The sequence below is a fragment of the Pseudomonas sp. MOIL14HWK12:I1 genome, assembly GCF_000510705.1.
GTDB classification, from domain to species: domain Bacteria; phylum Pseudomonadota; class Gammaproteobacteria; order Pseudomonadales; family Pseudomonadaceae; genus Chryseomonas; species Chryseomonas oryzihabitans.
The window spans coordinates 372,291-384,998 of the sequence record NZ_KI783307.1; the positions used below are offsets into that span (position 1 = coordinate 372,291).

General features: G+C 64.9%; 10 protein-coding genes and 1 tRNA gene. 7 read left to right on the plus strand and 4 right to left on the minus strand.

The window, feature by feature from the left end; all coding sequences use genetic code 11:
• Positions 1-3: 3 nt before the first annotated feature.
• Positions 4-702: a bifunctional 2-polyprenyl-6-hydroxyphenol methylase/3-demethylubiquinol 3-O-methyltransferase UbiG gene (gene ubiG / locus PSEK12I1_RS0111685; RefSeq protein WP_007160470.1), complete on the minus strand. Its 699-nt coding sequence runs from the start codon at positions 700-702 to the stop codon at positions 4-6.
• 32 nt (positions 703-734) lie between these two features.
• The gene (locus PSEK12I1_RS0111690; protein ID WP_007160469.1) at positions 735-2,060 is read right to left on the minus strand and encodes a TRZ/ATZ family hydrolase; all 1,326 of its coding nucleotides are present in this window, start codon (positions 2,058-2,060) and stop codon (positions 735-737) included.
• A 118-nt stretch (positions 2,061-2,178) separates the two neighbouring features.
• Here PSEK12I1_RS0111690 and mtnA point away from each other — a divergent pair, with 118 nt between their 5' ends.
• From mtnA to pheA, 4 genes are all read left to right on the plus strand, one after another.
• Positions 2,179-3,252 (plus strand): S-methyl-5-thioribose-1-phosphate isomerase, encoded by a 1,074-nt coding sequence (gene mtnA / locus PSEK12I1_RS0111695; protein ID WP_007160468.1) that lies wholly within the window; start codon positions 2,179-2,181, stop codon positions 3,250-3,252.
• 232 nt (positions 3,253-3,484) lie between these two features.
• Complete coding sequence (gene gyrA / locus PSEK12I1_RS0111700) at positions 3,485-6,316, plus strand: DNA gyrase subunit A (RefSeq protein ID WP_027601631.1); 2,832 nt, start codon at positions 3,485-3,487, stop codon at positions 6,314-6,316.
• Complete coding sequence (gene serC, locus PSEK12I1_RS0111705; RefSeq protein WP_007160466.1) at positions 6,316-7,401, plus strand: 3-phosphoserine/phosphohydroxythreonine transaminase; 1,086 nt, start codon at positions 6,316-6,318, stop codon at positions 7,399-7,401. Before gyrA ends, serC begins: the two co-directional genes overlap by 1 nt.
• Positions 7,402-7,403: 2 nt before the next feature.
• Positions 7,404-8,498, plus strand: a complete 1,095-nt coding sequence (pheA, locus tag PSEK12I1_RS0111710; protein WP_027598051.1) for a prephenate dehydratase — start codon at positions 7,404-7,406, stop codon at positions 8,496-8,498.
• Positions 8,499-8,522: 24 nt separating this feature from the next.
• Here pheA and PSEK12I1_RS0111715 read toward each other — a convergent pair whose 3' ends face one another.
• Positions 8,523-8,999 (minus strand): DUF4124 domain-containing protein, encoded by a 477-nt coding sequence (locus tag PSEK12I1_RS0111715; protein ID WP_027601632.1) that lies wholly within the window; start codon positions 8,997-8,999, stop codon positions 8,523-8,525.
• A 288-nt stretch (positions 9,000-9,287) separates the two neighbouring features.
• Here PSEK12I1_RS0111715 and mgtE point away from each other — a divergent pair, with 288 nt between their 5' ends.
• Positions 9,288-10,733, plus strand: coding sequence for a magnesium transporter (gene mgtE, locus PSEK12I1_RS0111720; RefSeq protein ID WP_186354089.1), 1,446 nt, complete (start codon positions 9,288-9,290; stop codon positions 10,731-10,733).
• A 51-nt stretch (positions 10,734-10,784) separates the two neighbouring features.
• Here the strand turns inward: mgtE and PSEK12I1_RS0111725 are convergent, their stop codons facing one another.
• Entirely contained in the window at positions 10,785-11,099 is a 315-nt protein-coding gene (locus tag PSEK12I1_RS0111725) for an Arc family DNA-binding protein (protein WP_007160462.1), read from the minus strand.
• 259 nt (positions 11,100-11,358) lie between these two features.
• Between PSEK12I1_RS0111725 and PSEK12I1_RS0111730 the strand changes: the two genes are divergently transcribed.
• Both PSEK12I1_RS0111730 and PSEK12I1_RS0111735 read left to right on the plus strand, forming a co-directional pair.
• Positions 11,359-11,435: transfer RNA gene (locus PSEK12I1_RS0111730), tRNA-Arg, on the plus strand.
• A gap of 245 nt (positions 11,436-11,680) precedes the next feature.
• Positions 11,681-12,703, plus strand: coding sequence for a glycosyltransferase (locus PSEK12I1_RS0111735; RefSeq protein ID WP_027598048.1), 1,023 nt, complete (start codon positions 11,681-11,683; stop codon positions 12,701-12,703).
• Positions 12,704-12,708 lie beyond the last annotated feature (5 nt).

Genomic DNA, 12,708 nt, shown 5'->3' on the forward strand with positions numbered 1-12,708 from the left:
GGCCTAGTCCTCGCGCTGGGTGCGCACCATGTAGTTCACCGTCACGTCGCCTTCGAGCTTGTATCTCTTGGTCAGCGGGTTGTAGGTGAGGCCGATGACATCGCGCAGGTTGAGGCCGGCGGCACGGGCCCAGGCACCCAGTTCCGAGGGGCGGATGAACTTGCGGAAATCGTGGGTGCCCCGCGGCAGCAAGCGCAGCACGTATTCGGCACCGACGATGGCGAACAGATAGGCCTTGGGATTGCGGTTGATGGTGGAAAAGAATACCTGGCCGCCCGGCTTGACCAGGTCGTGGCAGGCCTTGATCACCGAGGAGGGATCCGGCACGTGCTCGAGCATCTCCAGGCAGGTCACCACGTCATAGGTGCCGGCGTGCTTGCGCGCGTGGTCCTCGGTGGTCTCCTGGATGTACTCCACCGGCACGCCGGATTCCAGCTGGTGCAGGCGGGCGACGGCCAGGGGCGCCTCGGCCATGTCGATGCCGGTCACCTGGGCACCGCGCTGGGCCATGGCCTCGCTGAGGATGCCGCCACCGCAGCCGACGTCCAGCACCTTCTTGCCGGCCAGGCCCGCGTGCTGGTCGATCCAGTTGACGCGCAGCGGATTGATGTCGTGCAGCGGCTTGAATTCGCTCTCGCGGTCCCACCAGCGGTAGGCGAGGGCCTCGAACTTGGCGATCTCGGCGTTATCGACGTTGGACATGGGGTTCTCCAGAGGCAAGGGAGCGGGGCGCGTCAGGCGCCCTGCTGGATACGGGTGGCCCACTGCTGCGCATTGGCTATGAGTTCGGCCTCGTCCAGGCGCACGAGTTCGCTCTGGCGCAGCAGCGGCACGCCGCCGACCCAGACGTCGCTGACGCGGTCGCGGCCGGTGGCATAGATGAGTTGCGAAACGGGGTCGTAGAGCGGCTGCTGGGCGAGGCCGCTGAGGTCGACGGCGGTCAGGTCGGCGGCCTTGCCGACTTCCAGCGAGCCCAGGCAGCGCTCGAGACCCAAGGCGCGAGCACCGTTCAGGGTGGCCAGGCGCAGCGCACGGTGGGCATCGAGGGCAGTGGCCGAGCCGGCCACGGCCTTGGCCAGCAGGGCGGCGGTACGGGTCTCGCCGAGCAGATCGAGATCGTTGTTGCTGGCCGCGCCGTCGGTGCCGATGGCGACATTCACGCCGGCCTGCCAGAGCCGCTCCACCGGGCAGAAGCCGCTGGCCAACTTGAGATTGGATTCTGGACTGTGGATGACATGGCTGTTGGTCTCGACCAGGTTTTCCAGATCCTCGTCGTCCACCTGGGTCATGTGCACCGCCTGGAAGCGCGGCCCGAGCAGGCCCAGTCGCCGCAGCCGGCTGAGCGGCCGCTCACCGGTCTGCTGCAGCGCCTGCTCCACCTCGAAGGCGGTCTCGTGCACGTGCATCTGGATCGGTGCCTGCAGTTGCTCGGCCAAGACCAGGATCTGTTCGAGCTTGGCGTCGGCCACGGTATAGGGCGCATGGGGGCCGAAGGCCACGCTGATGCGCTCGTGCAGCTTCATGTCGTCGAACAGTTCCAGGCCACGGCGGATCATGTCGTCCGCAGTGCGGGCGCCGGGAATGGGGAAGTCGAGGATCGGCAGACAGACCTGGGCGCGCACCCCGGTGCGATGGATCGCCTCGCAGGCCACCTGGGGGTAGAAATACATGTCCGAGAAGCAGGTGATGCCGCCGCGGATCTGCTCGGCGATGGCCAGGGTGGTGCCGTCGCGGACGAAGTCCTCGTCGACCCAGCGCCCTTCGGCGGGCCAGATGTGATCCTGCAGCCAGGTCTGCAGCGGCAGGTCGTCGGCCATGCCGCGAAACAGGGTCATGGCGGCGTGACCATGGGCGTTGATCAGCCCGGGGATCAGCACCTTGCCCGGCAGCTCCAGGGTCTCCTTGGCCGGCTGGCGCAGGGCCTCGCTACGTGGCGCGAGCAGGGCGATGCAGCCGTCGCGCACGCCCAGGGCGTAATCGCGCAGGACTACTCCGGCAGGCTCCACCGGCACGATCCAGCTGGGGAGCAACAAGAGGTCCAGGGGCGCGGGGGTGGGCATCGGCGGCGGTTCCAAGGGGGGCGAGCCGGCAGTATAGCGGTCCTTGCGGCGCTACCGCTAAATCCGCACGCCGATGCCGGTATACTGGCTGGCTACAGATTCAGGTCGAGGAGAGATCATGCGAGAGCGTCTGCTGGCGGCGGAAAAGATCAAGGCGATCGAATGGCGGGACGGTGCCCTGCACCTGCTCGACCAGCGCCTGTTGCCGCTGCGCGAACACTGGGTCGCCTGTCACAGCGCCGCCGAGGTGGCCCAGGCCATCCGCGACATGCTGGTACGCGGCGCGCCGGCCATCGGCATCAGCGCCGCCTATGGCGTGGTGCTGGGTGCCCGGCAACGTGCCGCGGCGGGTGAGGACTGGCAAGCCACCGTCAGTGCCGACTTCGAACTGCTGGCCGCGTCGCGTCCCACCGCCGTCAATCTGTTCTGGGCGCTCAACCGGATGCGCGAGCGCCTGACGCGCATGGCCGGGGAGGGTGCCCTGGCGGCGCTGGAAGCCGAGGCGGTGGCCATCCACCTGAGCGATCGCGAGGCCAACCTGACCATGGCGCAGCTGGGCGTCGAGCTGATCCGCAAGCACGACGCCAGCAAGCAGACCTTCCTTACCCACTGCAACACTGGCGCCCTGGCCACCGGCGGCTTCGGCACCGCCCTGGGCGTCCTGCGCGCCGCGCACCTGGACGGCCTGGTGGAATGTGTCCATGCCGACGAGACCCGCCCCTGGCTGCAGGGCTCGCGCCTGACCGCCTGGGAGCTGGCCGGCGAGGGCATTCCGGTCAGTCTCAACGCCGATGCCGCCGCCGCTCACCTGATGAAGACGCGCAACGTCGCCTGGGTGATCGTCGGCGCCGATCGGATCACCGCCAACGGCGACGTGGCCAACAAGATCGGCACCTACAACCTGGCGGTCATCGCCATGCACCACGGCGTGCGCTTCATGGTGGTGGCGCCCAGCTCCACCATCGACATGAATCTGGCGTCCGGTGACGACATCCCCATCGAGGAGCGCGCCGGTCACGAGTTGCTGGAAGCCGGTGGCCAGCGCATCGCCGCCGAGGTCGAGGCCTTCAATCCGGTGTTCGACGTGACCCCGGCCGATCTCATCGACGCCATCGTCACCGAGCGCGGGGTGGTGGAGCGTCCGGACGCCAAGAAGATGGCCGAGCTGATGAATCGGCGCCGCCTGCATTGAGGTGATCGCCAGGGGCGGATACATCCCTGAATGTGTTAGAATTTCGCTCTTTGCACAGGCTTTGTTCGAAAGCCCTCGGCAGGCGGCGATGCAGTGCTGAAAACCGGCTGGAGCGCCTTCGCGCCGCCGGTGGCAGGCGCCGCCAGACGGGCTTTCGCCTCTCCTATATCAGGCTCGGCCGACATGCGGACGAGCCCTAGCGCTTTTCAGATCAGAAGGAACCAGGCTTCTCATGGGTGAACTGGCCAAAGAAATCCTCCCGGTCAATATCGAAGACGAATTGCGGCAGTCGTATCTCGACTACGCGATGAGCGTCATCGTCGGCCGGGCCCTGCCGGATGTGCGCGACGGCCTCAAGCCGGTGCACCGGCGCGTGCTCTACGCCATGAGCGAGCTGGGCAACGACTGGAACAAGCCGTACAAGAAATCCGCCCGTGTGGTGGGTGACGTCATCGGTAAGTACCACCCCCACGGCGACACCGCCGTCTACGACACCATCGTGCGGATGGCCCAGCCCTTCTCGCTGCGCTACATGCTGGTGGATGGTCAGGGCAACTTCGGGTCGGTCGACGGCGACAACGCCGCGGCCATGCGATACACCGAAGTGCGGATGTCCAAGCTCGCCCACGAACTGCTGGCCGACCTGGACAAGGAAACCGTCGACTGGGTGCCCAACTACGACGGCACCGAGCAGATCCCGGCGGTAATGCCCACGCGCATCCCCAACCTGCTGGTCAACGGTTCCAGCGGCATCGCGGTCGGCATGGCCACCAACATCCCGCCGCACAACCTCGGCGAGGTCATCGATGGCTGCCTGGCGCTGATCGAGAACAGCGAGCTGACCGTCGACGACCTGATGCAGTACATCCCCGGTCCGGACTTCCCGACCGCGGGCATCATCAACGGTCGCGCCGGCATCATCGAGGCCTATCGCACCGGTCGTGGCCGCATCTATGTGCGGGCCCGCGCCGAAGTCGAGGACATCGACAAGAGCGCCAATCGCCAGCAGATCGTCATCACCGAGCTGCCCTACCAGCTCAACAAGGCACGGCTGATCGAGAAGATCGCCGAGCTGGTGAAAGAGAAGAAGATCGAAGGCATCACCGAGCTGCGCGACGAGTCCGACAAGGACGGCATGCGCGTGGTCATCGAGCTGCGTCGCGGCGAGACCCCCGAGGTGGTGCTCAACAACCTCTACGCCCAGACCCAGCTGCAGACGGTGTTCGGCATCAACGTGGTGGCCCTGCTCGACGGCCAGCCGCGAACCCTGAACCTCAAGGAACTGCTGGAAGCCTTCATTCGCCACCGTCGCGAAGTGGTAACCCGGCGCACCGTCTACGAACTGCGCAAGGCGCGCGAGCGTGGCCACATCCTCGAAGGCCAGGCGGTCGCCCTGTCCAACATCGATCCGGTCATCGAGCTGATCAAGAGCTCGCCGACCCCGGCCGAAGCCAAGGAACGCCTGATCGCCACGCCCTGGGAATCCAGCGCGGTACGCGAGATGGTCGAGCGCGCCGGCGCCGATTCCTGCCGTCCGGACGAACTGCCCGAGCAGTACGGCCTGCACGAGGGCAAGTATCACCTCTCGCCCGAGCAGGCCCAGGCCATCCTGGATCTGCGTCTGCACCGCCTGACCGGCCTGGAGCATGAAAAGCTCATCGCCGAGTACCAGGAGATCCTGCTGCAGATCGGCGAGCTGATCCGCATCCTGACCAACCCTGAGCGGCTGATGGAAGTCATCCGCGAGGAGCTGGAAAAGGTCAAGGCCGAGTTCGGCGACAAGCGTCGCACCGAGATCATCGCCTCCCAGGTGGACCTGACCATCGCCGACCTCATCACCGAGGAAGACCGCGTCGTCACCATCTCCCACGGCGGCTACGCCAAGTCCCAGCCGCTGCATGCCTACCAGGCCCAGCGCCGGGGCGGTCGCGGCCGCTCGGCCTCGGCGGTCAAGGAAGAGGACTACATCGAACACCTGCTGGTCGCCAACAGCCATACCACCCTGCTGCTGTTCTCCAGCCTGGGCAAGGTCTACTGGAAGCGCACCTACGAGATCCCCGAGGCCTCCCGCGCTGCCCGTGGCCGTCCGCTGGTCAACCTGCTGCCGCTGGCCGAAGGCGAGCGCATCACCGCCATGCTGCCGGTCGATCTGGAAGCCATACGTCAGCAGGCGCCGGCCGGTGACGAGGACCTGGGCGAGCAGGACGACAATCTGGACATCGAAGACGCCGTGCTGGTGGAAGACGATGTCGAAAGCGAAGGCGAAGAGGGCGAACTCCTCGATGCCGACCAGGACGAGCCCACCGGCGCCTACATCTTCATGGCCACCCGCAACGGCACCGTGAAGAAGACCCCGCTGGTGCAGTTCAGCCGTCCGCGCAGCAACGGCCTGATCGCGCTGAAGCTGGAAGAGGGCGACAGCCTGATCGCCGCCGCCATCACCGATGGGGCCCGCGAGGTCATGCTGTTCTCCGACGGTGGCAAGGTCATCCGCTTCAAGGAACGCCATGTGCGCACCATGGGCCGTACCGCCCGCGGCGTGCGGGGCATGCGTCTGGCCGAGAACCAGCGGCTGATCTCCATGCTGATCCCCGAGCCGGGCGCCGAGATCCTCACCGCCAGCCTCAACGGCTTCGGCAAGCGCACCGCCATGGCCGAATACCCGCAGCGTGGTCGTGGCGGCCAGGGCGTGATCGCCATGGTCATCAACGAGCGCAACGGCCCCCTAATCGGCGCCATCCAGGTGCTGGACGGCGAGGAGATCATGCTGATCTCCGACCAGGGCACCCTGGTGCGGACGCCGGTCGAGGGCATCTCCCGTACCGGCCGCAACACCCAGGGCGTCACCCTCATCAAGCTCGGCAAGGGCGAGAAGCTGGTGGGCCTGGAGCGGGTGCAGGAGCCTTCGGTGGACGAAGAGCTGCTGGATCACGAAGCCGAGCTCGACGATGAGGTGCTCGACAAGGAATTGCCGGTCGACAGCCACGAACCCGACCAGGACGATGTGCTGCCCGGTGCCAGCGACGTGCCGAGCGATGATCTGCCCAACGAGGATGACGAGTGATGAGCAAGCGTGCCTACAACTTCTGCGCCGGCCCGGCGGCCCTGCCGGAAGCTGTGCTGCGCCAGGCCCAGGCCGATCTGCTGGATTGGCAGGGCCGTGGCCTGTCGGTGATGGAGATGAGCCACCGCGGTGAAGACTTCACCGCCATCTCGAACCAGGCCGAGGCCGACCTGCGCGAGTTGCTGGCCATCCCCAGCAACTACAAGGTGCTGTTCCTGCAGGGCGGCGCCAGTCTGCAATTCGCCCAGCTGGCGATGAACCTGATGCCCGAGGGCGGCAAGGCCGACTACATCGACACCGGCATCTGGTCGCGCAAGGCCATCGAGCAGGCGCGGCACTATGGCACCGTCAACGTCGCCGCCAGTTCCAAGGGCTACGATTACTTCGCCATTCCGGGGCAGCACGAATGGCAGCTGTCCAAGGACGCCGCCTACGTCCACTACACCCCCAACGAAACCATCGGCGGTCTGGAGTTCGACTGGATTCCGGACGTAGGTGACGTACCCCTGGTGGCGGATGCCTCTTCCGACATCCTCTCGCGCCCGCTGGACGTCTCGCGTTTCGGGCTGATCTACGCCGGCGCGCAGAAGAACATCGGGCCCAGCGGCCTGGTGGTGGTGATCGTCCGCGAAGACCTGCTGGGTCGCGCCCGCGCCGCCTGCCCGACGCTGCTCGACTACAAGGTCGAGGCCGACAACGGCTCCATGTACAACACCCCGGCCACCTTCTCCTGGTACCTGTCGGGCCTAGTGTTCAAGTGGCTGAAGGAGCAGGGCGGTCTGCCCGCCATGGAGCGCCTGAATCGCCAGAAGAAGGAGCTGCTGTACGGCTTCATCGACGCCAGCGACTTCTACAGCAACCCCATCGCCAAGAACGACCGCTCCTGGATGAACGTGCCCTTCCGCCTGGCGGACGAGCGCCTCGACAAGGCCTTCCTCGAGGGCGCCGAAGCGCGCGGTCTGCTGTATCTGCAGGGCCATCGTTCGGTGGGGGGCATGCGCGCCTCCATCTATAACGCCGTGACCCTGGAAGCCGTCCAGGCGCTGGTGACCTATCTGGCCGAATTCGAGAAGGAGCACGGCTGATCATGTCCGAACACGAGCTCAAGGCCCTGCGCCTGCGTATCGACAGTCTGGACGAACGTATCCAGGAGCTGATCAGCGAACGTGCCCGCTGCGCCCAGGACGTGGCCCGGGTCAAGATGGGAACGCTGGCGGAGGGCGAAAAGCCCGTGTTCTACCGGCCCGAGCGCGAGGCCCAGGTGCTCAAGCGGGTGATGGAGCGCAACGGCGGTCCGGTCCGTGACGAAGACATGGCGCGACTGTTCCGCGAGATCATGTCCTGCTGCCTGGCCCTGGAAGAGCCGTTGCACGTGGCCTACCTCGGCCCGGAAGGCACCTTCTCCCAGGCCGCGGCGCTCAAGCACTTCGGCAAGGCCGTGGTGACCCGGCCCATGGCGGCCATCGACGAGGTCTTCCGCGAGGTCGCCGCCGGCGCCTCCAACTTCGGCGTGGTGCCGGTGGAAAACTCCACCGAAGGGGCGGTCAACCACACCCTAGACAGCTTCCTCGAGCACAACCTGTCGATCTGCGGGGAGGTGGAGCTGCGCATCCACCACCACCTGCTGATCGGCGAGAACACCAAGGCCGACAGCATCACCCGCATCTATTCCCACGCCCAGTCGCTGGCCCAGTGCCGCAAGTGGCTGGACTCCTACTACCCCAGCGTCGAGCGGGTGGCGGTGGCCAGCAATGCCGAAGCGGCGCGGCGGGTGAAGGGGGAGTGGAACAGCGCGGCCATCGCCGGCGACATGGCGGCCTCGCTCTATGGCCTGACCCCGGTGCAGCAGAAGATCGAGGATCGCCCGGACAACTCCACGCGCTTCCTCATCATCGGCAACCAGGAGGTGCCGCCCAGCGGCGACGACAAGACCTCCATCATCGTCTCCATGCAGAACAAGCCGGGTGCCCTGCACGAGCTGCTGCTGCCGTTCCACACCAACAACATCGACCTCAGCCGGATCGAGACGCGGCCCTCGCGCAGCGGCAAGTGGACCTATGTCTTCTTCATCGATTTCCTCGGCCACCAGGCCGATCCGCTGATCCGCGATGTGCTGGAGCGCCTGTCCACCAGCGCCGTGGCGCTCAAGGTCCTCGGTTCCTACCCCCGCGCCGTGCTCTGACGCAGTGCCAGCCGGTTGCGGGCGTCAGCGTCGACGCACGCAACCCTGGTCATCGAAGGTCACCAGGCGCGAGCGTTCCTTGCGCTGGCGCGCCTCGTAGTGATAGCGAGTCAGGGCGTCCAGTTGGGAAATCCGCTGCGGCGGTCCCAGGGCGTTCTCCACGTCCGCCCGGCTCATGCCGACCCTGACCTGTCCCCGGATGATCGCCTGCCGCCTTTCGCTGGGGCTGAGTAGATCGCCGCACCCATCCGTTCTGGCTGCCACCACTGTTGGTGGGCGTTGCGCCTCCTTGCGCGGAGGGGCCTTGGGTTTCGCCATCAGCGTGGGCCTCGCGCCGCCCGGGCGGGGATTGTCCGCGCGTTGCAGGCGGCTGTCGCTGTCCGAAGCACAGCCGCTGGTGGAAAAGGTGAGGTGGCCGGCGGCATCTTCGCAACGATAGACCGTGGCCGCCTGGGCAGAGGCGCAGCCCAGCAACAGGCCGAGCACGACGAGCTTCTTCATGAGACGTCCTCCTTGACGTAGCGCTCAAGCTTAGCGGGTTAACGACCGCGGGACGAGCGTTGCAAGCGCGGCTTCGATACCGGCCCAGAGCCCTTGCAAATAGCTGTTTTGAAAACCTTTTGCGTTCGCACCCGTAACCGGTCCGGTGTATCATCCCCGCCGTCAGCCCCGCCGGGGCAGTGGTCATCCCCCCTTATGGACTTACCCAGTCAACACTCAATCGCCTTTTTCGTCCCGTTGTTGAGATAGGGTTCGTCGGTGCGCTCCGCCGGCGGGCCGGAGTGCGCTATGACCGTAGTGAACGAAGCAGAAATCAGAAAGCCCCACGAGACGCTGCAGGAGCGTCTCGCCCAGGTCGTCGAGTTGCTGGAGCGCTACGACCTCGCCGTCGAGGCGCGTGAAGACCACGATCGCGCCCCCGTATCCCCCGCCGATATCCCCGAAGAGGGCCTCGAAGAGCTGCGTGCCCGGCTGGACGAGCTGCACCCGGCCGACGTCGCCTTCATCCTCGAAGCCCTGCCGCAGGAAGACCGCCTGACCGTCTGGGGGCTGGTCAAGACCGAGCGTGACGGCGAGATCCTGCTGGAGGTCTCGGACGCCGTCCGTGAAACGCTGATCGCCGACATGGACGATCAGGAAATCCTCGCGGTGGCCGGTCAGCTCGACGCCGACGAACTCGCCGACCTGGCGCCGGACCTGCCGCGCGACGTCGTCCATGAACTGATGGAGGCCCTCGACGCCCAGCAGCGCGAGCGGGTGCGCTCCGCCTTGTCCTACGAAGAGGACCAGGTGGGCGCGCTGATGGACTTCGAGATGGTGACCATCCGCGATGACGTCGCCCTGGAAGTGGTGCTGCGTTATCTTCGCCGGCTGAAAGAGCTGCCCGACCACACCGACAAGCTGTTCGTGGTCGACAACGACAGCATCCTCAAGGGGGTGCTGCCGATCAAGCGACTGCTGGTCAACGATCCGGAAAAGCTGGTGGTCGAAGTCATGGCGAAGGAGGCGGTGGCCTTCCATCCGGACGGCGACGCCTATGACGCGGCCCAGGCGTTCGAACGCTACGACCTGGTTTCGGCGCCGGTGGTGGACAAGAACGGCAAGCTGATCGGCCGTCTCACCATCGACGAGATGGTCGACCTGATCCGCGAGGAAAGCGAAAGCGAAGTCCTCAACATGGCTGGTCTGCGCGAAGACGAAGACGTCTTCGCCTCGGTGTGGAAATCGGTGGGCAACCGCTGGACCTGGCTGGCCACCAACCTCATCACGGCCTTCATCGCCTCGCGGGTCATCGGCCTGTTCGAGGGCTCGATCGAGAAACTGGTGGCCCTGGCCGCGCTCATGCCCATCGTCGCCGGCATTGGCGGCAACTCGGGCAACCAGGCCATCACCATGATCGTGCGCGCCATGGCGCTGGGGCAGATCAGTGTGACCAGCACCGCGCGCCTGCTGCGCAAGGAGATGGGCGTCGCCCTGTGCAATGGCGTCATCTGGGGTGGGGTGATAGGGCTGGTGGCCTTCTATCTCTACAGCAGCTGGTCCCTGGGCCTGGTGATGATGGGGGCCATGACCCTAAATCTGCTGCTGGCGGCGTTCATGGGCGTGCTGATTCCCATGACCCTGCAGCGCTTCGGTCGCGACCCGGCCATGGGGTCGAGCGTCCTGATCACCGCGGTCACCGACAGCGGCGGCTTCTTCATCTTCTTGGGACTCGCCACCCTGTTCCTGATGTAGGGCAGGGCAGGGTGCAGCGGGCTGCCCAGGCGCAGGGCAGCCCGGACGCCGTCAGGATGCGGCGTCGATGTCGTGGGCGATCAGCGAGATCAGGGCGTTCTGCTGGCGACCCGACAATTGCCGAAAGCGCTGCAGCAACTCCCGCTCGCTGGCGGTGATCTCCGGACTGTCCAGGCGAAGCCCGGGTTCGTCCCCAAGGGCGCCCTCTTGCTGCAAGCTCTGCTCGAGACGCGCGATGATTTCGGAGTTCATGCTGCGATGATGGTTGCGGGCCACATCCGCGATGCGCTCTCGCATGCCCTCGGGCAGACGCACGACGAATTTGTCAGCGGTACGGCTTGAGTAGGATCTAATGGCCTGGGTCATTGAGGTACTTCATCTGGAGTCAAAAATCAGTGAAGGCATAAGCCCTCGTCTCGTTCCGCTAGCACTCACGGCACCTTGGACTCTGTAACCACCTGTCCCTAGGTATCTGTTTTTATTGACGTCAATTTACCGACGTACAGAACAAATTGCAAAGCTGCCGAAGAACTTCCTGCCTGTGCCGCCCCGCGCGCAGTGTCGCGCTGCCTGAACCGGAACATGACAAACCTTCCGCTGCTCGTTACCATGAGCGCCCTTTCCTGTCCCAGTAGCTCAATTGGATAGAGCATCCCCCTCCTAAGGGGAAGGTTGGTGGTTCGACCCCACTCTGGGACACCAGATTCCTTTCCAGAACCTCTCCTCGCGATCCGACGCCTTCAACTGCCCTTGCCGAACCGTTACAGCAGTTTGGAGGATAGGGCAAAAACGGCGACCTTGTCCGACTTCCAAGCTCTTCCAGTGGCGATTTGTGGCTGTGATCACAGCATAGAGCAGCAGACAAAAACCTGCCGAATTTATCTGTACTCTCCGTTGGCTAACCGTCTGCATTGCTTGTATCTGGAGCGCCTCTGGAGGTTCGCGTCATGGCCTTTTATCCCGTCCTACTTTCAGTCGTGTTCGTTGTGCGTAATCAGGCTACCGAGTTGCAGAGCGTCCTGGAGCGCGCGGCAACTGTTATCGGTCCCTTGGTAAGTGACTACGAACTTATCATTGTCGACAACGCCTCTTCTGATGACAGCGTAGCTCGATTGAAGCAACTCACCAGCATCAATGGCCTGCCCAATCTGCAGGTATATGCCCTGACCAAGGAAGTGGACTCCGATACCGCCGCCTGGGTGGGACTGGAGAATGCGCTGGGAGACTTCGCGGTCGTCATAGATCCGGAAACCGATGACATCGCCTTCTTGCCCGACATGTTGCAACAGGCTGCGGGTGGCATCGACGTGGTGTTCGCCAACAATCAGCAGAAAGTTCGGCAGACCCTGTCCTACAGTCTTTGCTCCAAGGGCTTCAACAGTCTCTACAAGCAGTTCAACGGCGTCGATCTGGCCAAGGATGCGCCTCAGTACCGGATGCTCAGCAAGAAGGTCATCAATTACATCCTGCGCCACCCCGCGCCGGCGCTGACCTATCGCCATCTGCCGGCGACGGCGGGCTTCTCGCGGATCAATCTCGAATACAGCATGCCGCCGCGCAGCACCAAGCCCAAGCGGTTGTCCGGCAGCTTCGATCGCGGTGCCCGGCTGCTGGTGTCCTCCACCCGCAAGCCCATGCGCATGGTCAGTTTCCTGTCCATCGTCGGGGCCCTGTCCAATCTGCTCTATTCGATCTACGTCATCGCCATCGGCCTGTTCAAGGATGACGTCGCGCCAGGTTGGGTGACGATTTCATTACAGCAGTCCGGCATGTTCTTTCTCATTTCGCTGGTCCTGCTGGTGCTCGGCGAATATGTCCTGCAGTTGACCCACAGAGTCAACGAAGGGCCGCTCTATCATGTCGCCCAGGAGTTCACGAGTGCGGTCATGACGCGCCGTGACAAGCTCAATGTCGAAGTAGTGCAGGGCGGCAATGCCGCAAGGCCGGCCACTCAATCCGGCATGGCCTGACGATC

Coding starts and splice junctions, on each gene's coding strand:
- mgtE (WP_186354089.1), top strand. CDS start 9,288: ATGACCGTAGTGAACGAAGCAGAAATCAGAAAGCCCCACGAGACGCTG.
- pheA (WP_027598051.1), top strand. CDS start 7,404: ATGTCCGAACACGAGCTCAAGGCCCTGCGCCTGCGTATCGACAGTCTG.
- PSEK12I1_RS0111715 (WP_027601632.1), bottom strand. CDS start 8,999: ATGAAGAAGCTCGTCGTGCTCGGCCTGTTGCTGGGCTGCGCCTCTGCC.
- PSEK12I1_RS0111735 (WP_027598048.1), top strand. CDS start 11,681: ATGGCCTTTTATCCCGTCCTACTTTCAGTCGTGTTCGTTGTGCGTAAT.
- PSEK12I1_RS0111725 (WP_007160462.1), bottom strand. CDS start 11,099: ATGACCCAGGCCATTAGATCCTACTCAAGCCGTACCGCTGACAAATTC.
- mtnA (WP_007160468.1), top strand. CDS start 2,179: ATGCGAGAGCGTCTGCTGGCGGCGGAAAAGATCAAGGCGATCGAATGG.
- gyrA (WP_027601631.1), top strand. CDS start 3,485: ATGGGTGAACTGGCCAAAGAAATCCTCCCGGTCAATATCGAAGACGAA.
- ubiG (WP_007160470.1), bottom strand. CDS start 702: ATGTCCAACGTCGATAACGCCGAGATCGCCAAGTTCGAGGCCCTCGCC.
- PSEK12I1_RS0111690 (WP_007160469.1), bottom strand. CDS start 2,060: ATGCCCACCCCCGCGCCCCTGGACCTCTTGTTGCTCCCCAGCTGGATC.
- serC (WP_007160466.1), top strand. CDS start 6,316: ATGAGCAAGCGTGCCTACAACTTCTGCGCCGGCCCGGCGGCCCTGCCG.